Origin of the sequence: Rhizobium sp. LjRoot30 (assembly GCF_964253915.1) — a bacterium.
Classification (GTDB): Bacteria; Pseudomonadota; Alphaproteobacteria; order Rhizobiales; family Rhizobiaceae; genus Metarhizobium.
On record NZ_CAXUSG020000007.1, the window covers coordinates 105539 to 131189 of the forward strand.

Sequence of the window (25651 nt, forward strand, 5' to 3'; positions counted from 1 at the left end):
GCAACGCCCTAAGCTATTCGCGACAGGAGCAACATCATGAACACAATGACCGCACGCGTGGTGCACACGACGATCGAGCGCCCTTGGCAGGATGTCTACGATTTCGCGGCGCAGCCGCAGAACATGCCGCTTTGGGCCTCCGGCCTGGCATCCGGATTGACGCAGCAAGGCGGGGAGTGGCTTGCCGATGGCGGACCGGTCGGCACGGTCCGGGTGCGATTTGCGCCTCCAAACAACTACGGCATCATCGATCATACCGTGACGATGGAGAATGGCCTCTTGGTGCACAATGCCTTACGCGTGGTGCCGAATGGCGATGGCGCCGAGGTGATGTTCACCCTGCTCCGACTTCCCGGCATGGACGACAGCGCTTTCGCAGCAGATGCAGCACACGTCGCAAAAGACCTCGCCGCGTTGAAAGCGATCATGGAAGACTGATCAATTCCGATAGATCGCCACAACGATCTTCCGTCCGGAATTGCATCGGAAAAAAGCGGAAAGGCTCCGAGCGCCCCTCAGACCGAGGCGCTGGCGGCTTGGACGGCATCCGACCATACAAGAACCGCCCCGAATGCCGCATCCGACCGCGTCCGCAATGGCGCAAGGCGGAACCGCATCGTCGTTTCGCGTTCCTCGACGATCTTGCACGCCATCTGGAACTCCATCTTGGCCCCCGCGAAGCACTGATCGAGGTTGCCCCGCAACCGTCCCTCGAAACAATCCGCTCCGACAAAATCGGCAACATGGCGCCCGACAAGTTCGATCGGATGTTTTTTTAGATAGGCGGCACCCGCCGGGTTGAAATACAGGAAACGGTAATCCGTCGTGACGACGGCGATGCGATCCGGCAAGGCATCGAGGATGACTTCATTCAGAAAACTGTCATTCTCCGGATGCGCCGTGTCGGCCGCCCGCTTCCAGCTCAGCTTGTTCAGCATCGCCGCATATTTCGCCGCGGCATTGCCGCCCAGATAACGATCCAGCAGAACGGACAACGCCGCCGAATGCCGCATGACGCTGGAGCGGTCGTCCGCATCTTCCCGGATTAGATTGCTAAGAAACTGCAGTTGCATGTAAATGCCGACGATGCCCTCCGCCCGGTAGGCCAGCACCGCCTCGATCAACGGCCCCAGTTCACGGTCGAGCACACGCACCAGATTGTCGTCGCCAAAGCGGACTGCCTGCTGGAGTTGCATACATTTTAACGCGAAGGCCTCGAACAAAGACAGTAGCGTTTGCTCCGCATCCTTAGCCATTCCAACGCGCTCTATGTTTCAATATCCATTGTCTCCCTGGAACGCATCGCGGTGTTCGAATTCACGCGATCCGTTCCAAGTCCTTGTTTCCGCTACAGATCGCACCGCGAAACCGCCACAGAGGTCAAAGCGAGCTGCATTCGCGCAGCCTAAAATATTACTGTCATACAATTAGAAGAAGCATAACATGAATCCCCCTCACATTCAATCAGTATATGCATAACCAATTGAAATGTGAGCAGCAGCTAAGCCGTTGGAGACGCATGAAAAAAGCCGCACAAAAGTGCGGCCTGGCATCGCACGCAGCTCCTTGCGGAAAACCTCATGCACGCAGAAAGGGAACGCTCCGCCCGGCGGCCCTAAGCCTCAGCCTCGTCGGGCGGAGACGTCAGGCTGCCGTGGGGCGCGGCTGCCGGCGGTCGGCGATCTCCTCCATCATCAGCAAGGCACCAACCAGATGCGCATCCTGCGGACCACGATAAGGAGACATCCGGCAACGCATCACGCGCGTCCGTCCGTCTACCTGTTCGGCGTAGGTATATTCCACAGCCTCGCCGGCAAAGGCGCGATCGAGCTTGTCCTTGAACCCCTGGACGAAGCGGTGCAGGCCAACGAATTCGCCGATATGGCAACCGTTGATTTGCTCCTGCAGCATCTCGTGGGCAACGGCATTCGCCTTGTTGCTGAACAGATAACGATAATCGGGGGAAATGATCGCGGCACGGTCCGGAAGGTTTTCGAGCATGGCGATGTCGATGGCATCCTCCCGCGTCGAAGCCTGCACGGTGAGAGCCAGCGACGACAATTGCGCCAGTCGCGGAAGCAGTTCACTCCCCGCTCCCGGCAACAGATGGCGCTCGACCACACGCTGCAGATTTTCGGCATGACGCAGCACGCAGCAACGGTCCTCCGCCTCCTTCTTCAGCAATTCGATGGCGACCAGAAACTGCATCTGGATTTCCAGCGCATTCGTCGCAGTCTGTTCGAAAATACGTTCCAGAAGGGCTTCGACTTCACGGTCGAGCTTGACCAGAGAGCGCTCCTGACCGGTTTCCACCGCCATCTTCAGTTCCGCGTATTTTGCCCAAAACAGATCTATGAGTTCCTTCAACTCCATTCTCCCCTGGTTACCACAACCTTGGACGCGCATCGTATTTCTCCAGAAATATTTCTTCAGAAGCACATCCGTTTCATGGCTGCAGTGCGGACAATTGCTCGATATCGGCCGCGCCGGACGCCGCGTATTAAAAGGCGTTAATATCGAGTTTACACGCGCTGAACCATGATTCAACTAGAGGATATTAGGGACGGAAACTTGGCCGAAGCTTTATCGCAGGCGTGCGACACCAATGACGGAAAACGAACGAGCCGATTGAAATTGCTCGTTTTTACAGCGTGTTCTTGATGTTCCAGCGGTCGTGATACCACAACCACTGCTGTGGATATTCCCGCACCCAGGATTCGACCTTGTCGTTCAGCATCTGGGCCGTCGCGTTGACGTCGAGCTTGCCGTCGTCATCGTAAGGCAGGATGAACCGTGGCTCGAGTTCGAGGCGGTAACGATTGCCCGGCAGGCGCACGCAGCGCGCCGGATAAACCTCGCAGCCGAATTGCCGCACCAGCTTGGCCAGCAGCGGATTGGTCTGCGCCGGCTGACCGAAGAAGCGCGTCGCGACACCCCGGGTAAATTTCTGGTCGACGAGAACGCCGACGCTGCCGCCCGCCTCCAGCGTTCGCGCCAGCGTGAAGGACGATCCGGCATGCGAAGGAACGAGACGGCCCATGCGCGCGGCGCGGAACTGGAAGACCTTCTCGGCGATGTAAGGATTGTTCGGCGGACGGAAAAGCACCGTCGACTTGACCCCGAACGCGGCGCCCGCCACCGGCAGCAATTCGAAATTTGCCGTATGCGCGGTGAAGACGATAAAGGGCCGCGGATTGTCGCGCAGGTCCATGAACAGCGGCACGCCGGAAACTTCCACCCGACCCGGCTTCTCGTTGTCCGGATGGAAATCGAAGAGCTCGTCGAGGAAAATGTATTCCGCCGCGAGCCGCCCCATGTTGCCCCAGCTGGCAAGCGCGATCTCGGCGATCTCCGCTTCATCCTTTTCGGGGAAGGCGTTGCGCAGATTGGTCAGCATCAGCTTGTGCCGCCGCTTCACCCGCGGACCGACGAAACGCATCAGCCGGTCGGCAAAATTCATCGCCGCATCGGCGGGCAAAAGCTTAAGGATGTTCAGGAAAGCGAAAGCGAGCTGCGCCATCAGCCACTGCCGGAAGTGCCTTACCTTCAGGACGATGCGGGTGATGAACAGCTCCAAGGCTCAATCCATCCTCAAAACGATCTTGCCGAACACCTGACGGCCCTCCATGCGCTCCAGGGCGCGATCGATATCCTCGAATCGCACCTCGGTGTCGATGACCGGATGGACGAGGCCGCGTGCCATCTTCTGCATGGCATCCGCCATGTTCTCCATGCGGCAGCCGAAGGAACCGAGCAACTTCAACTGCTGCTGGAACAGCATCATCAGGTTCATGTTGGTGGAAACACCAGAGGTCGATCCGCAGGTGACCAGCCGTCCGCCACGCTTGAGGCAGAGCATCGATCCGGCCCATGTATCGGCGCCGACATGTTCGAAGACGACGTCAACACCCTTCTTCTTCGTCAGCTTGCGCACCACGCCCTCGAAGCGATCGGTGCGGTAATTGATGACGTGATGGGCGCCGAGCGCCTTTGCCTTCTCGATCTTGTCGTCGGAGCCGACGGTAGTGATCACCGTGCAGCCCATCTTGTGGGCAAGCTGGATCGCTGCCGTGCCGATGCCGGAGCCGCCGGCATGCACCAGAATGGTCTCGCCCGGCTCAAGCTTGGCATTGTCGAACAGCATGTGCTCGACGGTGCCGAAGGTCACCGGCGCCAGCGCCGCGCCGACCGCATCGACACCGGGCGGTGCCGGAACCAGCAGGCGCGCAGGCAGGTTGACCTTCTCCTGCGCAAAACCGTCGAGGTGGAAGCCGTGTACGCCGCCGACATGTTCGCAGAGATTGTCGCGACCTTCGCGGCAGGGGCGGCAGAGGCCGCAGGTGCGGGCGCCATAGATCGACACCAGTTGCCCCGGCAGGACGTTGCCGACGCCCGGACCGATGGTTTCCACCACACCGGCCGCTTCCGCGCCGATCACCAGCGGCATCTTGCGCTTGGCAAAGGCCATGCCGCGCCAGCCCCAGACGTCGATGTGGTTCAGCGCCACGGCCTTGACCCGCAACGTTACCTCGCCCGGACCGGGCGCATCCGGCTCCGGCAGGTCGGTTATTTCGAGTTTCCGGTCATCGATCAGCTGCAGGGCACGCATATCATGTTTCCTTCCGGGGCTGACGAGGCGTCACTACGCACTCATCCTCATGCGCGAGCCTGTCTCGGGCATGTGCCGACCTTCATTATTTTTCTCGACGCTTCCAGATCCCCGGCAAGGCCGGGGATGACGTCCCTATCCATCAATGGCCGAGGCCTTAGACTGGTTCAAGCGCCATGACAAGGCTGGCATTCTGGCCGCCGAACCCGAAGGAATTCGACAGGACAGCACCGACCTCGGCGTCACGTTTTTTGTTCGGAACGACATCGAGCACGATCGACGGATCCGGGTTGTTGTAGTTGATCGTCGGCGGCAACGTGCCGGTCAGCATCGTCTGCAGCGAGAAGACCGCTTCGACGGCGCCGGCGGCCGTCAGGGTGTGACCGATCATCGACTTGTTGGAAGAGACCGGAATCGTCGACAACCGCGAGCCAAAAACCGCCGACATCGCACCGTATTCCATCTTGTCGTTTTCCGGCGTCGAGGTGCCGTGCGCATTGATGTAGCCGATACGGTCCTCGCCGATGCCGGCATCGGCCAAGGCGGCCCGGATCGTCGCGATCGCCGGCGCGCCGTCGGGCGAGGAGCGCGTGCGGTGGAAATGGTCCGCCTTCTCGCCGCAACCCTTCATGATCCCTAGCACGCGGGCACCGCGGGCAATGGCCGATTCCAGCGATTCCAGCACTAGAGTCGCGGCACCTTCGGCGATGACGAAACCGTCCCGCTCCTTGCTGAAGGGTTTGGAGGCTTTTTCCGGCGGATCGTTCTGGGTCGACAGGGCCGACAGCAGCGAGAAGCGGATCAATGCTTCGGCGCTGACAGAACCGTCCGTCGCCACTGTCAGGGCACGGTCGGTGCGGCCCTGACGGATGGCTTCTACGCCCAACTGGATCGCCGTGGCGCCGGAGGCGCAGGCGGTCGACAGCGTCACCGGCAGGCCACGGGTGCCGAACCGGTCGGCAAGGCGTTCGGAGATCGAGCCGAACTGGGCGGCCTCGAAGAAAGCCGGGTCAGGTTTTTCGCGCATGGCGGCGAGGAAGCGGTCGTAGGCGTCGCCCTCCTGGGAGGATGGCGGGGCACGATCGGCAAGCGCGAAACGATCCGACCACTCCGGTTCGACCGGCGGTGCGGCGAGGAACAGCGGCCCCTCGAAATCCCCCGACAGCCCGGCCTGCGCCAGCGCTTCGATGGTGGTTTCGCGAGCGAAGGCATAAGAGCGCTCGACGGCATTCGCCGCCGGCAGCGAGATGAAATCGACCGTGCCGCTGATGCGCGTCGACAGCCCTTCCGTCGGGAAGCGCTTGATCGCGTGGATGCCGGAGACACCCGATGTCAGGGCATTCCAGTTATCGGTGAGCCCCTGCCCCAGCGACGTGATGACGCCCATGCCGGTGACTGCGATGATCGGACGACCGAGATGGTCGGTAAAACGAGAAGCCGTCATGATCTCCACCTCTCAATTGTTGGCCGAAAGCAGCGCCATGCCTTCGCCGCGCGTATAGCCGACGGTGGTCACGAGCGCATGCGCTGCCGGTTTTTCCATCGGCTTTTCGTTGCCGGCGTCGAAAGCCGGCACCTTCGCCCCGGCATCGATGGCAAGCGCTGCCAGCGCCAGGCCGAGCGGAAATTGCGCTTCGACGGCATGGCCGGTGGCACCGCCGTAACCGCGCAGGGTCGCCCCCGGGAAACGAGCCTCGAGCGTTGCCTTCTCGCGGGAAGAGATATCCGGAAGACCGCTGGCGCCGGACAGCACCAGCAGGTCGTCGGCAGGAACATCGGCGGCCATGCCGGCGAGGCGCGTCAGGCGGCTTTCCAGCCGGCCATCGGCACGATTGCCGCGGTCGCCCTCGATCGCATCGATCGCAGCATAGATATGCGCACCGCGGGCCTCTGCATGCTCGCGGGATTCCAGCACCAGGAAGGTGCCGACAGAACCCAGAACCATGCCGCCGCCATTGTCCGGCGAACGTGACCACAGCGGCTGCCAGTCACCGGTCGCATGGGCACGGATGCCCTCGACCAGCAGGATGATGTCGGCGCGTTCCGCCACAAAGGCCGCGCCGACCAGCGTGTGGGTGGATTGACCTGCCTTGGTGCGGGCAAAAGCAGTCTCGATGGCGGAAATACCGGCCGCCTCTTCCCCCATGAAAGTCCGCGACGACCCCGTCACCTTGTGGACGATGGAGATATTGCCGGCCATCAGATTGGAAAGCTGCGCCAGGAACAATGTCGGGCGCAATTCGGTGCGAAGCTTCTCGTTGAGAAGCCGCTCGCGATCGTTGCGCTTCAGGCCTTCGTCGATGATCAGCGAATCGACCGCGATATCGCGTTCGCCACCGCCGGCTCCAACGATCATGTCCATGGTGCTGCAGGCTTCGGCATTGTCCTTGAAGCCGGCATCGTCAAGCGCCAGCCCGGCGGTAAAGACGCCGAGACGCTGCCAGTTTTCCATCTGTCGCTGGTCGCCACGCTTGGCGATCTGCTGCGACCAGTCGATTTCCGGCAGGGGATGCACCGGATACGGCGCGAATTCCTCCGCATTGACCCGCAGTTGCGGCGCCTGGCCACCCGTCAGCACGGCAACATGGGCATCCTTGCCAACGCCGAGAGACGTGACGATGCCGATGCCGGTGATCACCACATCGTTTTGAGACTTAACCATGGCATGTTCCTCTCAGCCTGCCGATGCAGACAGGGCATCCAACAATCCGACTTCGACCGCCCGCTGCCGCACAACGTCGGCCAGCGGCACCTCGCCGAACGGCATTGTGCGCAGCTTCAGCTGCGCATCGCAGATCTTCTTACCGGCACTGGCGATCTTGGCCTTGGTCACGGCAAATCCGGAACCGTCGTGCTCGAGGAAAACCTCGATATCCAGCACGGCTTCGGGTTCGACGAAACTGCGCATTTTCGCGCCGTCCACCGACATCAAGAAGGGCATTGCAGCGAAATTCGTGGCGGCAAGAACGAGGAAACCGGATGCCTGCGCCATCGTCTCGATCAAAAGCACGCCCGGCACCAACGGCATGCCGGGAAAATGGCCTTCGAAAACCGGGCTTTTGGCGGGGACGACGGAACGGGCCTTCAAGGTCCCGCTGCCGAGGTCGACGGCCTCAACCCGGTCGATCATCTGGAAGTATTCCAGCAACATGACGGGTGTTCCCGCTCAGCCCTTGGCGGCTCTCAACTCGTCGATCTTCGCACAGAGATTCTTCAGCACGAAGTACTCTTCGGTCGAGACCTTGCCTTCGTTGACCTCCTGGGTCCACTGTTCCAGCGGGATCTTGATGCCGAATTCCTTGTCGATCGCGAAAACGATGTCGAGGAAGTCGAGGCTATCGATTCCGAGATCGTCGATCGTATGGCTTTCCGGCGTAATGGTTTCGCGATCGATTTCGCTCGTTTCCGCGATGATGTCGGCAACCTTGTCGAATGTAGCAGTCACGCCAATACCTCATAAAAAAGTCAATTCAGCTTCCCCTCATAGGGAAAGATCGCTGAAAAGCCAATGGTCAGTTCCGAGGCATCGTCATTTTGGCAAAGGGTGTGATCAAACGGCCATCGAATGCCGGCCTTTGCCGTTGCCGAGATAGGCGTCGAAGGCGGCAGCGACGCTGCGGGCCATCGCCCGGCCTTCGGCCGTCAGGTGGAAACCTTGCGAATCCACCCGGCAAAGCGCCTCCGCATCGGTCGCCGCCAACTGGCGGGCTTCCGCGACGATGGTCTCCGCCCCGTCGGGAAAACGCGCCCGCAGATCCTCAAAGGACAGGGCAAAATCGCACATGATCCGCTCGATGACATGAGCGCGCAGACGGTCCTCGTCGGTCAGGGCGATGCCGCGGATGACGGCCGGCCCGCCGGCGTCGGCGAGGCGTTGGTATTCGCCCGTCGCCGGCATGTTCTGGACATAACCCTGCGGCAGGAAACCGATTGCCGACGCGCCGAGACCGATCAGCGCATCAGCCGCATCGTCGGTATAGCCCTGGAAATTCCGCTTCAGCGCGCCGTTGCGGGCAGCGATTGCCAGACTGTCGTCGGCTTTGGCGAAATGATCGATGCCGATCGCCTGATAACCGGCGTCGACAAGCTTTGCGGCGGCAGACATCATCTGGCGATAGCGCTCTGCTGCGTCCGGCAGGTCGGCCTCGGGAATCATCGTCTGGTGCTTCTTCATCCACGGCACGTGGGCATAACCGAACAGCGCGATCCGATCGGGGGAAAGCGACAGCACATCGTCGATGGTGTTTTCCAGCGTCTGCAGCGTCTGGTGCGGCAAGCCATAGAGCACGTCGCAATTGACGGAACGCACACCGCGACGACGCACGGCCTCGACCACACCGCGTGTCTGCTCGAAGGTCTGGATACGATTGATCGCTTCCTGAACCTTCGGATTGAAATCCTGGATGCCGAGACTTGCCCGCGTCATGCCGATCGCCGCCAGCGCGTCGTAGCGGGCCTCGTCGAGATCGTTGGGGTCCATCTCGACGCTGATGGCCGCATCCGCCGCAAAGTCGAAATGCTGCTTCAGCCGGTCGGCCAGATCGATCATGTCCTGCGGCGCCACCAGGGTGGGCGAGCCGCCGCCGAAATGCAGAGCCCCGACAGTAACACCAGCGGGGATAAGCGCGCCAATGGTCGCGATCTCGGCAGCAAGGCTCTGCAGATAGCTGCGGACCGGCTCGTACCGCAGCGTCTGCTTGGTATGGCAGGCGCAGAACCAACAGAGGCGATCGCAATAGGGAATATGGACGTACAGCGACAGCCGCTGGCCGGGCTTCAGTTCCGCCAGCCATTGCCGGTAGATGTCGGCATCGACGCCGGCGTGGAAATGCGGCGCCGTCGGATAGCTGGTGTAACGGGGGACCGAAGCAGTGATTCGGCTCGACAGAGTTTCAGTCATCGCGGCACCTCGGCTCGACCATTTATCATGCCTGCCGGAATAGACCGCTGCCCCTTCGACGACTTTGATTTCGATCAAGTGGACGAACCCGCGCCCAATTTGACGAAAGTCAAGGATAACGAGGCCGCTTTGTTATTAGAACAGCGTGTAACCATTCGGAGGCCGACGCCCATGGACGTAGCGCGCAATGACATCCACAATTCGCAGATCCCGGTTGTTTGCCGCTCCTGCGAAGCACGGCATGGCGGAATTTGCGGCGCACTCAGCTCCGGCCAGCTGGTCGAACTCAACCGGCACTCCGTCCGTCGCGAAGTTGCCGCCGGTTGCGAGATCGTCGGCCAGGGCGAATCCGTCTGCCGCTATTCCAGCGTCCTGCGCGGTGTCGTCAAGCTGAGCAAGATGATGTCCGACGGGCGCCAGCAGATCGTCGGCCTGCAGTTTTCCCCGGACTTTCTCGGCCGCCCCTTCCTACACGAAAGCACGCTGACGGCGGAAGCGGCGACGGATACGGAAATATGCTCCTTCCCCCGCTCCGTCCTTGACCGCATGATTGCCGAAACGCCGGAACTGGGGCATCGCCTGCATTGCCAGGCATTGCAGGAACTCGACGATGCCCGGGACTGGATGCTGACGCTCGGACGCAAGACCGCGCAGGAAAAGGTCGCAAGCTTTCTCCACATGATCGCGACGCATATCGATCCCGACAGCGCCGACTGCGCCACATTCGACCTGCCGCTGTCACGCGCCGATATCGGCGACTTCCTCGGCCTGACCATCGAGACGGTTAGCCGGCAAATGACCAAGCTGCGCAAGCTCGGCATCATCACAATCGAAAACAACCGGCACGTGACCGTGCCGGACCTTGACAGGTTGAACAACGCCGCCGGAAACGACTGAGAAGCGCCTGGACAGGCGCTTCCGGTCCAACAGGCTTCGCTTAATGGCTGATCACGATGCGCGTGTTGCCGAGGCCTGCGGTGCTTGCCATGGCGAAAAACTGCGCGGCGTTGCGCGGGTCGAGACGAACGCAGCCATGCGAGGCAGGACGGCCGAGACGTTTCGTCTCATTGGTGCCGTGGATCGCATATCCGCCCTTGAAAAAGACCGCATAAGGCATCGGCGCGTTGTTATACTTGCGCGACCTGTGGTTCTTCGAAAGCCATTTGGCCTTGTAGTTGCCGGTCGGCGTGCCGAAGCCGCTGCGGCCGGTCGAAACCTTCCAGCGATACCGCACGATGCCGTTCTGGGAAACGGTCATCGTCTGGCGGGTGATATCGACGTTGGCGACAAGATTTGCAGCCTGGGCGACAACCGGCTGAAACTGGAAGAACAAACATGCCATGACGGCAGCAATAAACTTCTTCATATGAATCCCCTCTTCAATTGAACCTACCCCAAGGCCCGTCAGGGGAATACAATACATGGATTTCGACTATATTCGATTAAATTCTGGAGTAAGCATCACCATAAAAAGCATAGTTAAATTTTTGAAAACGACCAAAACCGAAAACACCGACCGACACAGTATAAATAGACATTGATATACACGGAAAAGTGAATACGGAAAGCGCCAGACTGGCGGAATACGCAAACCCGGAGCGGCCTTTCGGCAAATCCCGTCGTCAAGGGCCCTAACAGGCGTTCATGCACGGGCTGCCGGCGGAACATGCATGTTCCAGACCCAGTTCTTCGGGACGTAATAACCCGACTCGGCGAGCGCCATGGCATAGGCCTGGAATTCCTGCAGCGTTTCCAGCGTGCAGACGTCACCATAACGGCTGGCGGGCTTGCCGGCTTTCTGTAGCGCCAACGGCTGGAAAACGGTGAGCGGAAAACCGTCGCCATATTCCTCGCCATCCTTCTTGGTGACCATGTCGGTGGCGGTGAGCGCGCCGAACAACCGGAACCGGTGCGATTCGGCATTATGATGCACCCGGCGCAAGGCGCCTCTTTCACCGGTCGCCCCCATCAGGCCGTTGAGCGTGTTGATGCAACGCAGGATGCGCGGCGTCAGGTTGCCCATGTCGCCGTGCTCGCCGTATTTCGATGCCACGAAGATCATCTTGTAGGTGTCTTCGCTGGCGCGGGTGGTTAGGCCGCCACGGCGATAACCGCCCTGACCGTCGGCAACCCATTTCCGGGTGGTATCGCCGAGATTGTTGGCATAGTTGTTGCGATAAGCGGCCGCGCGGTTCTTGAAATCCATGGCTGCCGTACCGCCGGTCGCAAGGCGCGCGTCGAGCACGTTGTCCATGCCCACGCCGGCCGCATAGGACAGGCCGTCATGGGTCCTGCCATTCATCAGGCTGATGCCGGCCTTGCTGATCTCGCGCGACGACTGGCTGCCGTAGTTGGCCCAGGTCGGGCACACGGCAAAAAGGTCATAGTCGCCGGTCATCGCCTGGCCGGCGCCGATTTCCAGCGACGTCATGACTTCAAGGGGAAAAGCCGAGGTGCCGTTCTTGTCGCGATCCTGCGCCAGCAACACGCTGTTGCTGACCAATCCTTTCGAGGCCAGCTGCGTCACCGGCCGGATATCCGTGCCCGAGCGGGTCGGATAGACGAGGATGTCGTAGCGCCCATCCTGCCTTTTGCGCGCCAGGAAGATGACCTGCAAACCATCGCCGCTGCGCCGCGCCGAAAGCGTCAGGTTATCGGATCCCGGCACCGGCGTCACGGACATCAGGGCCGTACGCGGCGGACGGCCCTCGGCGCGATAATCCTGTTCGGCGATCTGTTCGCGGGAGAGCACGAGCGTCGCCTTGCCGGCAAACCCCGACCGGATACCGTCGTCATTGGCTTCCGTACCCTTCTTCGCCTTCTCCCGATCATATCCGACCTTGCTGTAGGTGCCGTCATAAGGGACGAGGCCGGCATGCGGACCCCAGTCGGAACTCTTGCCTTTGACGTGGAAATTCTTGGTGGGATAGCCCCGCTCGATCCAGCGCTTCGCCCAGGGGCCGGTGGAGCGAAAAATGATGACTTCGTTCAGGTTCGTGGCGGCTGTCGAGCATTGCAGCATGTCGCTCTTCGTCATGCCGTTCTGATTGTGAAGGAAAGACAGATCAAGTCCATGGACGACAGTCATGCTCGGTTCTCCCGCGTTAAAGTGATTGATGCGCAAGCCGTCCAATATCGATAGGCAGTAAGATCGTGTCGCAAGAAGACGGCACTGCCGGAGCAGCGCAAAGCGTACATGAACCCATATCACGCCTGCGGAAGAAATTTAGAGTAAACGCTACGGCAACAATTCTACGAACGGGCAGAAGAATCCGCTTCGCCTGTCAGAACGGCAGCAGCAGTACCAGCAGCGCGAGGGCGCAGCAGGCCAGAGCGGAACAGGCACCGTTGAAGATGCCGATGCCCGTTTCGACGTCGCCGACGGCCGCCGCAGACCGCCCCGCCCCGTTCATCATCGGCTCGCTGACCTTGATTCCGCCGTAGATCCGCGGCCCCGTCAGTTGCACATCCAGAGCGCCCGCCATGGCCGCTTCGGGCCAGCCCGAGTTCGGCGACCTGTGCAGGCCGCTGTCGCGTAGCCCGATCCGCACAGCATTCGACGCCGCCTCCCGACCGACCGCAAGCCAGGCGCCGGCAGCCAGGAGCAGCATCGAAAAACGTGCCGCCGGCCAGTTGGCGAGATCGTCGAGCCGGGCCGAAGCCCAGCCGAAATCGAGATATTTTTCGGATTTATGGCCGATCATCGAATCGGCGGTGTTGAGCATCTTGTAGGCCAGCAGGCCCGGCAAACCGAAAACCGCATACCAAAAGGCCGGCGCCACGACGCCATCGGAAAAATTTTCCGCCAGGCTTTCCAGCGCCGCGCGGCAGACGGCCGGTTCGTCCAGCGTTTCCGGATCGCGACCGACGATCATCGACACCGCCCGGCGACCGCCGGCAAGACCGTCGCGCCTCAGGCCGGCGGCAACGGCGGCGACATGATCGGCAAGGCTCTTCTGCGCCAGGAAAACTGCAACGAGGACGATTTCCGCAGCGATTCCGAAGAGGCCAAGACGCGCAAATCCGGCATGCAGCAGACAACCCGCCACGGCACTTGCCGCCAACAGCACGACGATGGCGACGACACCATTCCGGCGGCGTGTCCGGGCGGAAAATCGGGGCCGGTTCAGCCAGCCGTCCATCACGGAGATCGCCTTGCCGAACAGCACGACCGGATGCGGCAGGCGCCGCCACAGCCACGGCGGATCGCCGACGATGCGGTCGGCGAGCAAGGCAAGCACCAGAACAACGAGGTTGCCGGTCATCGGATGAACCCGGCGAGAGCCGCACGCAGCCGCTCGTCGGCTTCCGCATCCGGTGCCAGCCCGAAACGCAGCCAGGTCGGCGCGTAGTCGAATTTGCGAACGAGAATATGGTGGCGGCAGAGATGGTCCTGCAGCGCCGCCGCCCGCGGATCATCGACGAGCGCGAACAAAGACGTGCCGCCGGCAATCGCCAGTCCCACCGAACCGAGTACTGAAACCAGCCCGGCCTTGCGGGCAGCGATGCCATCGCCGATTGCCGCCACATCCGATCGCATCAACGCCGCTGCAACGGAAAGCGCCGGTCCCGACACCGCCCATGGCCCCAGCCATTGCTCGAACGAGGCCAGATGTTCCGCCGAGGCAACCACGAAACCGAGCCGGACGCCGGCCATGCCGAAGAACTTGCCGAAGGAGCGGAAGACGATCAGGTTCGGCCTCACCTGCCCGTCCGCAGCAATGCTTGCCCCGGCGCCATCCCCGAAGGCCTCGTCGACGACCAGCAGGCCACCGGATGCTTCAAGCCGCTGGCGCAGCCGTTCCAATGCCTCCACGTCGTGGAGTTGCCCTGTCGGGTTGTTGGGATTGACGACGACAACAAGCCGGTGCTCGGGGGAAACCGCATCCAGTTCGGCAATCGCATCGACGGTCAGCCCGGCCATCGTGAAGGCGCGGGCATATTCGCCGTAGGTCGGCGACAGGATGGCAACGCGGCTGCCGGCGGGAACCAGCCGCGGCAGCAACTGGATCACCGATTGCGTGCCAGGAACCGGTAAAGGCAGGATCGCGCCGGTTCGATAATAGTCACGCGCCGCCTCGCGGGCCGTATCGACAAGGTGTCGATCGGGCAACCGATGCCAGGCGCGAGCATCGATATCAGGAAGATCGGGTGGACAGGGATTGATGCCGGTCGACAGGTCGAGCCAGTCCTCAGGCCGGCCGCCATACGCTGCGGCTGCGGCCGTTATCCCGCCGCCATGCACGATCGCAGCCGTCATGCGTCGTTTCCAGCGATATCGATCAGGTGGATAAACGAGCCAGCAACCAGTCCGCGCCGCAGGCCGACCTCGCCGAGATCGGCACCGAGCGCATCGCTGGCACGGAACAACCGCTCCGCATCGCCTTCGGACACGATGGTGGCGTAATGAAACTCATGCGCCGTCATCGCCCGCGTGAAAAATGCGTCGGACATCGGCACAACCTTACGGTATCCGAGATGCCGCTGCCTCTTCGCAAAACTGGTCGCCAGCGGCAGCAGGCCGAGCATGGCATGGCTTTCGCCTGCCGCATCGACAAGCGTGTCACCCAGCGTCATGTAACCGCCGCATTCGCCGAAAATCCGGGCGCCCCGGCTGGAGGCAGCCAGCATGCCCTGCCGGAAACCATCAGCAGCGGCCAACCGGCCGGCGTACAATTCCGGATAGCCACCCGGCAGGTAGACGGCATCGGCATCAACGGCCGGCGCCTCGTCCGCCAGCGGCGAAAAGAAGGAAATCTCCGCCCCACGCCTGCGCCATCCAAGCAGCATGTGCTCGTAGGAAAAGGCGAAAGCGAGATCGCGGGCCACGGCGATCTTTTGGCCGAGCGGCGGCAGCCGGGCGATGTTGGCCTCGGAAGCACGATCCGGCACCTGCCGGGCGATATGCAACAGACGGCCGAGATCGCACTGGGCCGTGACGGCATCGGCGGCGTGGTCGATGAAGGCCTCGAGCGCCTCATGCTCGCCTGCCTGCACCAGCCCGAGGTGACGCTCCGGCAGCGCCAGCGCTGCATCGGAACGCAACACGGCGAAGATCGGCATACGAATCGCATCCAGCGCATGCCGCAGCATCGCTTCGTGGCGATCGGTGGCGACGCGGTTGAGGATGACGCCGGCAACGCGGGTATCGACGCGGAAATTGGCGTAACCGCTGACCAGCGCCGCAATCGAATGCGACATGCGGGCGCAATCAACCACCAGCACAACCGAAAGCCCGAGCGCCGCGGCAAGATCGGCCGGCGAGCCGGTGCCATCGGCCGCACCGTCGAACAGCCCCATCATTGCCTCGATCACCAGCGTTCGGCCGCCCGAGGCGTGCAGAGTGGCGTTGGCGAGAAGCAATTCACGCCGCATCGCCCAGGGATCGAAGTTGAGGCAGGCGACGCCGCTTGCGGCAGCATGGAAGGCGGGATCGATATAATCGGGACCGGCCTTGCCGGGAGCGACCGGCTCGCCGCGCCGACGCAAGGCCCGCAGCAGGCCGAGCGTCACCGTCGTCTTTCCGGAGCCGGAAGACGGCGCGGCGATCAGCAGGCCGCTCATGCCGTCTCTTTCCGCTGCGGATCGGCAAGCCGCTCCGAGACCAGCCGTCGGCCGGCCAGCGCGCCCAGCCAATCGAGCGACGGCCGCAGCCGCACCACCTCGCCGACCACGACGATGGCCGGCGGCTCGATGTTGGCGGCGGCCGCATCGGCCTCGGCACGGGCAAGCGTCGTTTCCAGAACCGTCTGCATGGGTGTCGCCGCATTGCAGACGAAAGCGACGGCCTCATCCGGATGGCGGCCGGCGGCGATCAGGTTGGCGCTGATCTGGCCGATATGCTTCATCGCCATATACATGACGATGACAGGCGATCCGCGTCCGATGGCCTCCCAGTCGATGCGGTCTGGCACGAGGCCGGAGGAATCGTGCCCAGTCAGGAAGGTGACGGCGTGATTGACCTCGCGATGGGTAACGGGAATGCCGGCATAGGCCAGACCGCCGATGCCGGCAGTGATGCCCGGCACGATGCGGAAAGGCACATTGTGCTCGACGAGCATCAGCGCTTCTTCGCCGCCACGGCCGAAGACGAAGGGATCGCCTCCCTTCAGCCGCAACACGCGATGGCCGGCCCGCGCCAATTCCACCAATCGCAGCGAAATGTCGCGCTGCCGGGCAGACGGTTTGCCGCCACGCTTGCCGGCATATTCCAGCACGGCGCCGGGACGGGCGAGTTTCAGGCAATCCTCGTTGACCAGCGCATCATGGACGATCACGTCCGCCTCACCGAGCGCCTTGGCGGCGAGCAGCGTCAACAACCCCGGATCGCCGGGGCCGGCGCCGACCAGCCAGACCGAGCCCGGCTCGATCGACGCAAGATGAGAAAATGCACTGTTATTCATCAGGGTTTCCTATGCCCGCCGACGCAAAATTGCAATCTGCAAGGCTAAAGGCAGAGCCGGTCCGACTGCCGTCCGGAAACGCTACCGGCTTTGCCGAGCACGACAGGAACGATGTCGGCAATTGCTGATTCAAAACCTGAAGACGCGGAATCGATCTGCGAAGAAAGACAATTATCCCTCTGCGCGGATTCGCCTTTTGGGGCCGGGCGACTGAAATCGCCCGGCCCTCACATGGCATTTTCAGGCGCGGGCAGCCTCGACGATAGCGCTGCGGATCACCTGCAGCACCTTGTCGGGCTGGATTGCGGTGCAAACCGTCTGGCTCGGCAGATTGTCCCAGGCGCTCGGGCCGAAATGACGACCGTCCGGCTTCTGGATCGTCTGACCATCGGCCAGCCCACCGGAGACGACACGCACGCTGCCGCTGCGGGTCTCGAACAGTTCCGGCGCCACGAGATAGACACAGGCGCAGCTGTCATGGATCACCATGCCGTCGCCGACACGCTGCTTGTAGAAGTCGATATAGAACTGCGACAAGTCGGAGAGCAGCTGCACATCCTTGCCGCCAGCCACCGCCATCTCGGCGAGGAAGCCGCCGGTCATGACCGTCTTGGTGGTGACGTCGAGGCCGACAATGGTGACCTTCCACGGCGCGGTAAAGACGATGTCGGCTGCTTCCGGGTCGCCATGGATATTGGCTTCCGCGGCGGGCGTGACATTGCCTGGCACGTCGAAGGCGCCGCCCATGACGATCACTTCCTTGACCAGCCCGGCAATCTCGGGCGATTCGCGCAATGCCAGCGCCAGATTGGTCATCCGGCCGACGGCGATCAACGTCACTTCGCCCGGATGGGCACGCACGGCATCAATGATGAAGCGATAGGCCGGGCGACGGTCGACCGGCAGGTCGATGGTCTCGGGAACGCCGATATTGCCCAGCCCGTCCTCGCCATGAATGAAGGTCGGCCAGTCGGCATGCGGCCGCGACGGATTGATCGTCTCGTTGGCACCCCTGGCAACGGGGGCGGCAATGCCCCACTCACGCTTCAGGAACAGCGCATTGCGGGTGGTCGTCTCGATCGACGCATTGCCGAAAACAGTGGTGACGCCGATCAGGTCGATATCCGGATGACGGTGCAGGAACAAAAGCGCCATGGCGTCGTCGACGCCCGGATCGGTATCGTAAATCACTTTGAGCATGGTTTTCTTCCTTGATTTTCTTCTTGTTCTTGGGCGGGGAACCGGCAACGGCCGGCCCGCCGAGACGAGGGACAAGATATCGATCGCCGGGCTTTGCGCAATGGCGGATATGCCGCAGCCGCCGTTTTTTCAGGGTTCGCCGGCAATCGCCGCCGTCGCCTGGCCGGAACGGATCTTCGCCAGGATCAGTACGGCCGCAGGCCCTGCAGCAGCAAGGGCGGCACTCTCCGCCACACCATGGCAGCCGATTGCCACGAATACCGAGGCGGAAGGCGTCTTCAGCCGCGGCGTCTCCATTTCCAGCCGTGCCGCATCGTAAAAGACCGTCGGTAATCCGAAGTGACCGGCAACGGCCGCGATGCCCGGATCGTTTCGCCGCGCATCGAAAGAGGCGATCAAGCCCAGCGCATCGTGCTCGAGCGACGCCTGGTGCAGCGCGGTTTCGGCAAGGGCGATCAGTTCGTCGCCCGTCGTCCCGGGGCGGCATCCAAGCCCCAGCACGTAAAGACGGTGTTTCAGGCGAACATTATCGGCTTCGGACATGGCGTGGCAGGGTCATTGCGTGTTGGCGGCTTTCGGGCAGGGAGAGCGGTAGCATTGCCCTTCGCCGCAGCAAATGCAACAAAGCGATGCCGACAGCATGCCCGAAAGCCCCACCGTGTCCGATCTTGCCACGCATCTTCTCGTCTTCCTGTTCCTTGCCGCCTTTTTTGCCGGCTTCGTCGATTCCATCGCCGGCGGCGGTGGATTGATCACCGTGCCCGCCATGCTGATCGCCGGCATTCCGCCTTTGGAAACGCTGGGCACCAACAAGCTGCAATCTTTGTTCGGCTCGGCTTCCGCCACCATCGCCTATTCGCGGCGCGGCCATGTCCAGCTCGGCGAGCAGCTGCCGATGGCCGTGATGTCGGCAATCGGCGGCGCACTGGGTGCGGTTCTCGCCACCATCGTTCCCGGCGATGTCCTGAGGGCATCCCTGCCCTTCCTGCTGATTGCCATCGGCCTGTATTTCGCCGTCAAGCCCAACCTCAGCGACGACGACCGCCACCGCCGCATCACGCCCTTCCTTTTCGGCCTGACCTTCGTGCCCGCCATCGGCTTCTACGATGGCGTCTTCGGGCCCGGCACCGGCTCCTTCTTCATGCTGTCCTTCGTCTCGCTCGCCGGCTTCGGCCTGCTGAAAGCGACGGCGCACACCAAGTTCCTGAATTTCGGCTCGAATGTCGGCGCCTTCGCCGTCTTCCTGCTCAACGGCGTCATCTTGTGGAAGGTCGGCCTGCTGATGGGCCTGGGCCAGTTCCTTGGCGCCCAGGCCGGCTCGCGGCTGGCGATGCGCAGCGGCGCCAAAATCATCAAGCCGCTGCTGGTGGTGACCTGCATGGTGCTGGCGCTGAAACTGCTTTCCGACCCGGCCAACCCGGCCCGGGTTTGGTTGGGGTTCTAGAATACCGCCAACACCAGCGCGCCGGCGGCGATCATCGCCACGCCGGCCCAATGTATCAGCGACAGTTTTTCACCGAGAAAGATGACGCCGAACACGGCGACCAGCACGATCGACAGCTTGTCGATCGGCGCGACGCGGGCCGCATCGCCAATCTTCAAAGCGCGAAAATAGGCAAGCCAGGACGCCCCCGTCGCCAATCCCGACAGGCCGAGAAACAACCAGGTACGCCCGGAAATTTCCGATGGCGACCGCCACTGCCCGGTGGCGAAGACAATCGCCGCCAGGAAGACGACGATGATCAATGTGCGGATCAACGTCGCCAGATCGGACGGTATGCCGGCAATGCCGACCTTGGCGAAGATTGCGGTCAACGCCGCAAAGACCGCCGAAATAAGCGCCCAGAAGATCCAGCTTTCGCCCATCAATATTCGACGCCTGCCTGCGCCTTGATGCCGGAGCGGAACGGATGCTTGAGAAGCTCCATCTCCGTCGCGAGATCGGCAATCTCGATCAGTTCTTCCTTGGCGTTGCGGCCGGTCAGCACCACATGCGTCATGTAGGGTTTTTCGTCCTTCAGGAAGGCGATGACCTCGTTGACGTCGAGATAATCATAACGCAGGGCGATGTTGATCTCGTCGAGCAGTACCATTGAGTTGCGCTCGTCGCGGATCAGCTCCTTGGCCTTTTCCCAGGCTGCATGGGCCGTGGCGACGTCGCGGGCGCGGTCCTGGGTTTCCCAGGTAAAACCTTCGCCCATGGTGTGGAATTCGCAGAGATCGGCAAAATGCTTGACGATCAGGTCGCGTTCACCGGTCGACATCGCTCCCTTGATGAACTGCACCACGGCGCAAGGCTTGCCATGGGCGATATGGCGGAAGATCATGCCGAAGGCGGCGGAGGATTTGCCCTTACCCTTGCCGGTGTGGACGACGATGAGGCCCTTCTCGTCGGTCTTGGTCGCCATGATCTTTTCGCGGGCGGCCTTCTTCTTGGCCATCTTTTCCGCATGGCGGCTGTCGTCGTCGCGGGTGATCTCTGCTTCTTCCATGTCTCTTCCCTTTTGGTTTGTTCTGTTTATGCCGGGTTCCGAACTATTTTGTTTTTACGCAATTCCGGACGCAAAACCGCTGCGCACTTTTGCTGGAATTGCTCATCCGCCCAGCGTCAGTGCCACAGCCTTGCCCAGGTCGAAGCGGGCGGAATTCGAGCGCGGCGTCCACAGCCCACGATCGATCGCCTCCAGCATCTTCGCCTTGATCTCGTCGAGTGCGGCAGGATTTTTCTCCGCGAGAAATTGCCGCACATGCTCGTCGACGATATAGGCCTGGTAGACGGCATCGAAATGGTGGTTGGACACCATGCCGGTCGTCGCGGCATAAGCGAAGAGGAAATCCACCGTGGCGGCGATCTCGGCCGCCCCCTTGTAGCCATGCCGCATCACGCCCTCGATCCATTTCGGATTGACGGCGCGGGCCCGCACGACGCGACCGATTTCTTCCTCCAGCGAACGGATCACCGGCTTTTCCGGGCGCGAATGATCGTTGTGATAGACACGCGGACCGACACCGGACAGCCTTTCGACCGCTGCAAACAGGCCGCCCTCGAACTGGTAATAGTCGTCGCTGTCGAGCAGGTCGTGCTCACGGTTGTCCTGGTTCTGGATGACGGCCTCGATCGACCGCAACCGCTCCTCGAAGAGGCCACGTTCGGCATGTCCCTCCGCATCCGCGCCGTAGGCGTAACTGCCCCATACCAGATAGGCTTCGGCAAGATCAGCGCGGTTTTCCCAGCCCTTTTCGTCGATCAACGCCTGCAAGCCGGCGCCGTAAGCCCCCGGCTTGGAGCCGAAGACGCGGTAGCCGGCGCGGCGCGCCGCAGCCTTCTCATCGAGCCCACTGGCCACGAGACGCAATGTTTCCTGCTGCATGCGCCGGGCGATGGGGTTGTCGGAGGCATCCTCCTCCAGCCCGCCGACGGCACGGATTGCCTTGTCGAACAGGGCGATCTGCTCGGGAAAGGCATCGCGAAAGAAGCCGGAGATGCGCAGGGTGACATCCACCCGCGGCCGCTTCAGAAGGGCTGGCGGAATGATTTCGTAGCCGGTGACGCGGCGCGAGGTCATGTCCCAGACGGGTTTGACGCCGATCAGCGCTAAGGCCTGGGCGATGTCGTCGCCGCCGGTGCGCATGTTCGAGGTGCCCCAGGCGGTGAGGCCGAAACTCTGCGGCCAGTCGCCGTGATCCTGCACATATCGGCGGATCAGAAGCTCCGCCGATTTGCGCCCCAGTTCGTAGGCCGCCGGCGTCGGCACGGCGCGGCTGTCGACGGAATAGAAATTGCGGCCGGTCGGCAGCACATCCGGACGGCCGCGCGTCGGCGCCCCGGAGGGACCGGGCGGCACGAAACGGCCGGCGAGACCGGCCAGAATGCCGCTCACCTCGGCTGCGCCGCATGCCTCGACCGAGGGTTTCAGCCGTGCCTCGATCTCATCGAGCACCAGCCGCGTCGCCGTCCAGTCTTCCGGGCAGGCAAGCGCGCCGGAGACCAGCCGGCCGGCGAGGATTTCGATGCGCTCGACCGTGTCGCCGCTGGAGCGCCATGTATCGGCCGACTGGCCGGCGATCAGATCGGGACGCGCACCGACCCATTCGGCCGCCATGTCGCAATCCAGCGGATCGAATGCGGGAGAAGCATCGCCGGCCCTGGCTGTCAGCCCGGCATCGACCGCAATCGCCCGCTGCAGGCTCTGGTCGCGCCCCTCGCCAAGACCGCGCGGCACGCGGGCGAGCGCTACGGTCAGGTCGGTCAGCATCCGCCCTGACGGCGACACGCCGAAAATATGCAGGCCGTCGCGAATCTGCATTTCCTTGAGATCGCAGAGATAGGCGTCGAGCTTTTCCAGCGCCTTCTCCTCCGTCTCGCCTTTTTCGATGCCGGCATCGCGGTCGAGGCCGATATCGGTGACGAGATCGAGGATCTGCTTGCGCAACAGTTTTAGGCGGCGCGGATCGACACCGGAGGCTTCGTAATATTCGTCGACCAGCGCCTCCAGGTCCTTCAGCGGCCCGTAGCTCTCCGCCCGCGTCAGCGGCGGCGTCAGGTGGCCGATGATGACGGCGGCGGACCGGCGTTTCGCCTGGCTGCCCTCACCGGGATCGTTGACGATGAACGGATAGAGATGCGGCGTCGGGCCGAAGACAATTTCGGGATAGCAGTTTTCCGACAGAGCGAGCGCCTTGCCCGGCAACCACTCCATATTGCCATGCTTGCCCATATGGACGACGGCGTCGGCGCCGTAGACCTGCCGCAGATAGGCATAAAAGGCGAGGTATCCGTGCGGCGGCACCAGATCGGGAGAATGATAACTTTCCTTCGGATCGATTTGATAGCCTCGCGCCGGCTGGATGCCGACCATGACGCTGCCAAAACGCGCGAGCGACAGGGCAAAAGACCTATCGTCGAAAAACGGATCGGCCTCCGGCGCGCCCCAGCGACCTGTCACCTCATCCTGAATCTGAACCGGAAGCGACGCGAAGAACGCCTTGTATTGATTCAACGAAAGCGTCTCGCGGATGACCCGGCCATCCCGCGCCGCATTGGTCGGACCGTCCATGAGGTAGCGGATCAGTGCATCGCCGTCTGCGGGCAGGTCGGCGACGGCATAACCTTCACCTCGCATCGCCTTCAGCACCTCGACAGTGCCGGCAGGTGTATCGAGCCCGACACCGTTGCCGAGGCGGCCATCGCGGTTCGGATAGTTGGCGAGCACGACGGCGATACGCCGCTCCGCCGCCGGCAGCCGGCGCAGCCGCGCCCAGTTGGCGGCAAGCCGGGAGACGAAAGCCATGCGCCCGGCATCCGGCTCGTGGGTGACGATATTCGTTTCAACCCGCTCGTCAAAACGCACCGCCGACTTGAAAGAGACCGCCCGCGACAGCACCCGGCCATCGACCTCGGGCAGCGCCACGTTCATGCCGAGATCGCGGGCCGACAGCCCTTGCGCCGAGGCAGCCCAAGCTTCCCGCGACGACGCCGAAAAGATCGCCTGGAGCACAACGGCGCCGGTCGATTCGAGCACGGTCGGCTTTCGCTCGGCAGCCGGCGCGGACACTGCAAACCCGGTCGAATTGACGACCACGGCAGGCTGCACCGCCGCGAAGACCTCGCCGATCGCCGTTATCGAATCGCCATCCTTGAGGCTGTAGGCAAACACCGGCAAGGGCCGAAGCCCTTCATTCTGCAAGGCCTCGATCATCGCCTCGACCGGCTTTGTCTCGCCGCTCTGGACGAGGGCACGATAGAAGGAAATGGCGACGGCCGGGCGCTCTTCCCGAACCGCTTCCGAAGTCGGCACCACCTGCCCCTGATCATTCGTATTCAACCCGGCAGGCCGCTCAGCCGGCAAACCGGATCGGCCGGCGTCGAACGATGCCGACAGCATCTGCCATTCGTCTACCGTCACCACGCCCCTGCCCGGCCACCAGATACCCGCCTTGGCCAGCGGCGTCGCCGCCGCCGGTTTCGGCGTTCCGGAAACAAGTGCGGCGGCATATTCGAGGAAAGCGCGATAATTTTCCGCACCGCCTTCGATCAGGTAGGACCAGAGGCTATTGAGATCATCGAGCGCGACGTTGGAAAACGGCGCAAGCCCAGGATCCGCCTTGGAATCACCCGGCAGCACGGCAATCATCGCGCCCTGGCGCCTTGCGGCCGCATGCAGCGCTTCCAGCGCGTAGTGAAAATAGCTCGCCCCACCCAGCGCCCGCACGACGATCAGCCGGGCATGCCGCGCCGTGCGCTCGATATAGGTATCGACCGACATCGGGTGGCGCAGGCTCATCAGGCTGGCGAGCCGCAATTGCAGCAGCCCGCCGTCATCGCCATGGGCAGCCGCAACCGCCGCAAGCTCGGTATCGGCGGCGGACAGGAAAAGGATGTCGCCGGGTGACTGGCCGAGATCGACGGCCTCGTCGCCATCCGCGATCGATCCTTTCTGGGCAAGGAGAAGGTGCATCGCTACCTTTCAGTACGTATGTGTGGCGCTTTTAGACCAACCCGGCCATCGCCGCCCGCACAGCGGCCTCGTCCATGTCGTGCAGGCCGATGACCACGAGGCGAGTGGCGCGGTCTTCGCCGGGGGTCCAGGCGCGGTCGAAATAGTGGTCGATGCGGCTGCCGACGGCCTGGATCTGCAGGCGCATCGGCTTGCCGGGCACGTCGACGAAACCCTTCAGGCGCAGCACGTCGTGTTCAGCGATGACCGGCTTCAGCTTTTCGACGAAGGCCACCGGATCGGCCACCGGGCCAAGCTCGACGACAAAGCTGTCGAACTCGTCGTGATCGTGCGGCTCACCGCTTTCATGCTCCAGCTCGTGGTGCGACTTACGGTTGGCGATATCGGCTTCCGTGCCGATGCCGAGGCCGAGCAGCACGGCGGCGGGCACGTCACCGTTCTTCGCCTCGATCATCGTCGGCTTGCGCGCCGTGCGCGAGGCGACTTCGCTGCGGACGCTGTCGATGCCGGCGGCGTCGAGCAGATCGGTCTTGTTGAGCACGATGAGGTCGGCGCAGGTCAGCTGGTCCTCGAACAGTTCCTCGATCGGGCTTTCGTGATCGAGCGAATCGTCTTCGGCGCGCTGGGCGTCGACCTTGTCGTGATCGTCGGCAAAACGGCCGGCGGCAACGGCGGCGCTGTCGACCACCGTTATCACGCCATCGACCGTCACCTGGGTGCGGATGTCCGGCCAGTTGAAGGCAGCGACCAGCGGCTGCGGCAGGGCGAGGCCGGAGGTTTCGATGACGATGTGGTCGGGGCGGTTCTCACGCTCCAGAAGCTTGGTCATGGTCGGGATGAAATCGTCGGCGACGGTGCAGCAGATGCAGCCGTTGGTCAGCTCAATGATATCGTCCTCGGTGCAGTTTTCCGCGCCGCAGCCCTTCAGCACGTCGCCATCGACGCCGAGGTCGCCGAATTCGTTGATGATCAGCGCAATCTTCTTGCCGCCGGCATTGGTCAGGAGATTGCGGATCATCGTCGTCTTGCCGGCGCCGAGAAAGCCGGTGATGACGGTGGCGGGGATTTTTTCCTGGTTCAT

At 62.5% G+C, this 25651-nt stretch carries 24 protein-coding genes; 3 read left to right on the forward strand and 21 right to left on the reverse strand.

The features are described from left to right. The first annotated feature begins 36 nt into the window (after positions 1 to 36). Positions 37 to 438, forward strand: coding sequence for an SRPBCC family protein (locus tag ACSQ3I_RS15650; RefSeq protein ID WP_436000407.1), 402 nt, complete (start codon positions 37 to 39; stop codon positions 436 to 438). A gap of 77 nt (positions 439 to 515) precedes the next feature. Here the strand turns inward: ACSQ3I_RS15650 and ACSQ3I_RS15655 are convergent, their stop codons facing one another. The 9 genes from ACSQ3I_RS15655 to hemN all read right to left on the reverse strand — a co-directional run bounded on the left by ACSQ3I_RS15655 (position 516) and on the right by hemN (position 9509). After that, positions 516 to 1196, reverse strand: coding sequence for a PAS domain-containing protein (locus ACSQ3I_RS15655; RefSeq protein ID WP_436000409.1), 681 nt, complete (start codon positions 1194 to 1196; stop codon positions 516 to 518). Between the two features lie 448 nt (positions 1197 to 1644). After that, complete coding sequence (locus ACSQ3I_RS15660; protein WP_436000410.1) at positions 1645 to 2367, reverse strand: PAS domain-containing protein; 723 nt, start codon at positions 2365 to 2367, stop codon at positions 1645 to 1647. Between the two features lie 277 nt (positions 2368 to 2644). Beyond that, a complete protein-coding gene (locus tag ACSQ3I_RS15665) occupies positions 2645 to 3577 on the reverse strand; it encodes a lipid A biosynthesis lauroyl acyltransferase (protein WP_436000412.1) in 933 nt (310 codons plus the stop codon). Between the two features lie 3 nt (positions 3578 to 3580). Continuing rightward, complete coding sequence (locus tag ACSQ3I_RS15670) at positions 3581 to 4609, reverse strand: zinc-binding dehydrogenase (protein WP_436000413.1); 1029 nt, start codon at positions 4607 to 4609, stop codon at positions 3581 to 3583. Positions 4610 to 4766: 157 nt separating this feature from the next. After that, positions 4767 to 6053, reverse strand: coding sequence for a beta-ketoacyl-ACP synthase (locus ACSQ3I_RS15675; RefSeq protein ID WP_436000414.1), 1287 nt, complete (start codon positions 6051 to 6053; stop codon positions 4767 to 4769). 12 nt (positions 6054 to 6065) lie between these two features. Further along, on the reverse strand, positions 6066 to 7271 hold the full coding sequence (locus tag ACSQ3I_RS15680; protein ID WP_436000416.1) for a beta-ketoacyl-ACP synthase: 1206 nt from the start codon (positions 7269 to 7271) through the stop codon (positions 6066 to 6068). A 12-nt stretch (positions 7272 to 7283) separates the two neighbouring features. Continuing rightward, the gene (locus ACSQ3I_RS15685) at positions 7284 to 7760 is read right to left on the reverse strand and encodes a 3-hydroxyacyl-ACP dehydratase FabZ family protein (RefSeq protein ID WP_436000417.1); all 477 of its coding nucleotides are present in this window, start codon (positions 7758 to 7760) and stop codon (positions 7284 to 7286) included. A 15-nt stretch (positions 7761 to 7775) separates the two neighbouring features. After that, a complete protein-coding gene (locus ACSQ3I_RS15690; protein WP_003502893.1) occupies positions 7776 to 8054 on the reverse strand; it encodes an acyl carrier protein in 279 nt (92 codons plus the stop codon). 105 nt (positions 8055 to 8159) lie between these two features. After that, positions 8160 to 9509, reverse strand: a complete 1350-nt coding sequence (gene hemN / locus ACSQ3I_RS15695; protein WP_436000419.1) for an oxygen-independent coproporphyrinogen III oxidase — start codon at positions 9507 to 9509, stop codon at positions 8160 to 8162. Positions 9510 to 9680: 171 nt separating this feature from the next. On the opposite strand from hemN, the gene ACSQ3I_RS15700 reads away from it, so the two are divergent. Further along, a complete protein-coding gene (locus tag ACSQ3I_RS15700) occupies positions 9681 to 10406 on the forward strand; it encodes a Crp/Fnr family transcriptional regulator (protein WP_436000420.1) in 726 nt (241 codons plus the stop codon). A gap of 40 nt (positions 10407 to 10446) precedes the next feature. On the opposite strand, the gene ACSQ3I_RS15705 is transcribed toward ACSQ3I_RS15700, so the two are convergent. The 8 genes from ACSQ3I_RS15705 to ACSQ3I_RS15740 form a co-directional block, all read right to left on the reverse strand. Then, entirely contained in the window at positions 10447 to 10875 is a 429-nt protein-coding gene (locus ACSQ3I_RS15705; RefSeq protein ID WP_436000421.1) for a L,D-transpeptidase, read from the reverse strand. A gap of 276 nt (positions 10876 to 11151) precedes the next feature. Next, entirely contained in the window at positions 11152 to 12597 is a 1446-nt protein-coding gene (locus ACSQ3I_RS15710; protein ID WP_436000422.1) for an anthrax toxin-like adenylyl cyclase domain-containing protein, read from the reverse strand. Positions 12598 to 12793: 196 nt separating this feature from the next. After that, positions 12794 to 13774: an adenosylcobinamide-phosphate synthase CbiB gene (gene cbiB, locus ACSQ3I_RS15715; protein ID WP_436000423.1), complete on the reverse strand. Its 981-nt coding sequence runs from the start codon at positions 13772 to 13774 to the stop codon at positions 12794 to 12796. Next, on the reverse strand, positions 13771 to 14769 hold the full coding sequence (gene cobD / locus ACSQ3I_RS15720; RefSeq protein ID WP_436000424.1) for a threonine-phosphate decarboxylase CobD: 999 nt from the start codon (positions 14767 to 14769) through the stop codon (positions 13771 to 13773). The genes cbiB and cobD overlap by 4 nt, the downstream gene beginning before the upstream one ends. Continuing rightward, positions 14766 to 16073: a cobyrinate a,c-diamide synthase gene (locus tag ACSQ3I_RS15725; protein ID WP_436000425.1), complete on the reverse strand. Its 1308-nt coding sequence runs from the start codon at positions 16071 to 16073 to the stop codon at positions 14766 to 14768. The genes cobD and ACSQ3I_RS15725 overlap by 4 nt, the downstream gene beginning before the upstream one ends. After that, positions 16070 to 16912, reverse strand: a complete 843-nt coding sequence (gene cobA, locus ACSQ3I_RS15730) for a uroporphyrinogen-III C-methyltransferase (RefSeq protein ID WP_436000426.1) — start codon at positions 16910 to 16912, stop codon at positions 16070 to 16072. The genes ACSQ3I_RS15725 and cobA overlap by 4 nt, the downstream gene beginning before the upstream one ends. A 240-nt stretch (positions 16913 to 17152) precedes the next feature. Beyond that, positions 17153 to 18112: a nucleoside hydrolase gene (locus tag ACSQ3I_RS15735; protein ID WP_436000427.1), complete on the reverse strand. Its 960-nt coding sequence runs from the start codon at positions 18110 to 18112 to the stop codon at positions 17153 to 17155. 129 nt (positions 18113 to 18241) lie between these two features. Next, a complete protein-coding gene (locus ACSQ3I_RS15740) occupies positions 18242 to 18655 on the reverse strand; it encodes a cobalamin biosynthesis protein (RefSeq protein ID WP_436000429.1) in 414 nt (137 codons plus the stop codon). Between the two features lie 115 nt (positions 18656 to 18770). On the opposite strand from ACSQ3I_RS15740, the gene ACSQ3I_RS15745 reads away from it, so the two are divergent. Continuing rightward, entirely contained in the window at positions 18771 to 19556 is a 786-nt protein-coding gene (locus tag ACSQ3I_RS15745) for a TSUP family transporter (protein WP_436000706.1), read from the forward strand. Here ACSQ3I_RS15745 and ACSQ3I_RS15750 read toward each other — a convergent pair. From ACSQ3I_RS15750 to cobW, 4 genes are all read right to left on the reverse strand, one after another. Then, a complete protein-coding gene (locus ACSQ3I_RS15750; RefSeq protein WP_436000430.1) occupies positions 19553 to 19978 on the reverse strand; it encodes an EamA family transporter in 426 nt (141 codons plus the stop codon). The genes ACSQ3I_RS15745 and ACSQ3I_RS15750 overlap by 4 nt on opposite strands. After that, positions 19978 to 20604, reverse strand: coding sequence for a cob(I)yrinic acid a,c-diamide adenosyltransferase (gene cobO / locus ACSQ3I_RS15755; protein WP_436000431.1), 627 nt, complete (start codon positions 20602 to 20604; stop codon positions 19978 to 19980). The genes ACSQ3I_RS15750 and cobO overlap by 1 nt, the downstream gene beginning before the upstream one ends. A gap of 102 nt (positions 20605 to 20706) precedes the next feature. After that, positions 20707 to 24570, reverse strand: a complete 3864-nt coding sequence (gene cobN / locus ACSQ3I_RS15760) for a cobaltochelatase subunit CobN (RefSeq protein ID WP_436000432.1) — start codon at positions 24568 to 24570, stop codon at positions 20707 to 20709. Between the two features lie 31 nt (positions 24571 to 24601). Next, positions 24602 to 25651: a cobalamin biosynthesis protein CobW gene (cobW, locus tag ACSQ3I_RS15765; RefSeq protein WP_436000433.1), complete on the reverse strand. Its 1050-nt coding sequence runs from the start codon at positions 25649 to 25651 to the stop codon at positions 24602 to 24604.

Coding starts and splice junctions, on each gene's coding strand:
- ACSQ3I_RS15650 (WP_436000407.1), top strand. CDS start 37: ATGAACACAATGACCGCACGCGTGGTGCACACGACGATCGAGCGCCCT.
- ACSQ3I_RS15655 (WP_436000409.1), bottom strand. CDS start 1,196: ATGCAACTCCAGCAGGCAGTCCGCTTTGGCGACGACAATCTGGTGCGT.
- ACSQ3I_RS15670 (WP_436000413.1), bottom strand. CDS start 4,609: ATGCGTGCCCTGCAGCTGATCGATGACCGGAAACTCGAAATAACCGAC.
- ACSQ3I_RS15675 (WP_436000414.1), bottom strand. CDS start 6,053: ATGACGGCTTCTCGTTTTACCGACCATCTCGGTCGTCCGATCATCGCA.
- ACSQ3I_RS15680 (WP_436000416.1), bottom strand. CDS start 7,271: ATGGTTAAGTCTCAAAACGATGTGGTGATCACCGGCATCGGCATCGTC.
- ACSQ3I_RS15685 (WP_436000417.1), bottom strand. CDS start 7,760: ATGTTGCTGGAATACTTCCAGATGATCGACCGGGTTGAGGCCGTCGAC.
- hemN (WP_436000419.1), bottom strand. CDS start 9,509: ATGACTGAAACTCTGTCGAGCCGAATCACTGCTTCGGTCCCCCGTTAC.
- ACSQ3I_RS15700 (WP_436000420.1), top strand. CDS start 9,681: ATGGACGTAGCGCGCAATGACATCCACAATTCGCAGATCCCGGTTGTT.
- ACSQ3I_RS15705 (WP_436000421.1), bottom strand. CDS start 10,875: ATGAAGAAGTTTATTGCTGCCGTCATGGCATGTTTGTTCTTCCAGTTT.
- ACSQ3I_RS15710 (WP_436000422.1), bottom strand. CDS start 12,597: ATGACTGTCGTCCATGGACTTGATCTGTCTTTCCTTCACAATCAGAAC.
- cbiB (WP_436000423.1), bottom strand. CDS start 13,774: ATGACCGGCAACCTCGTTGTTCTGGTGCTTGCCTTGCTCGCCGACCGC.
- cobD (WP_436000424.1), bottom strand. CDS start 14,769: ATGACGGCTGCGATCGTGCATGGCGGCGGGATAACGGCCGCAGCCGCA.
- ACSQ3I_RS15725 (WP_436000425.1), bottom strand. CDS start 16,073: ATGAGCGGCCTGCTGATCGCCGCGCCGTCTTCCGGCTCCGGAAAGACG.
- cobA (WP_436000426.1), bottom strand. CDS start 16,912: ATGAATAACAGTGCATTTTCTCATCTTGCGTCGATCGAGCCGGGCTCG.
- ACSQ3I_RS15735 (WP_436000427.1), bottom strand. CDS start 18,112: ATGCTCAAAGTGATTTACGATACCGATCCGGGCGTCGACGACGCCATG.
- ACSQ3I_RS15740 (WP_436000429.1), bottom strand. CDS start 18,655: ATGTCCGAAGCCGATAATGTTCGCCTGAAACACCGTCTTTACGTGCTG.
- ACSQ3I_RS15750 (WP_436000430.1), bottom strand. CDS start 19,978: ATGGGCGAAAGCTGGATCTTCTGGGCGCTTATTTCGGCGGTCTTTGCG.
- cobO (WP_436000431.1), bottom strand. CDS start 20,604: ATGGAAGAAGCAGAGATCACCCGCGACGACGACAGCCGCCATGCGGAA.
- cobN (WP_436000432.1), bottom strand. CDS start 24,570: ATGCACCTTCTCCTTGCCCAGAAAGGATCGATCGCGGATGGCGACGAG.
- cobW (WP_436000433.1), bottom strand. CDS start 25,651: ATGAACCAGGAAAAAATCCCCGCCACCGTCATCACCGGCTTTCTCGGC.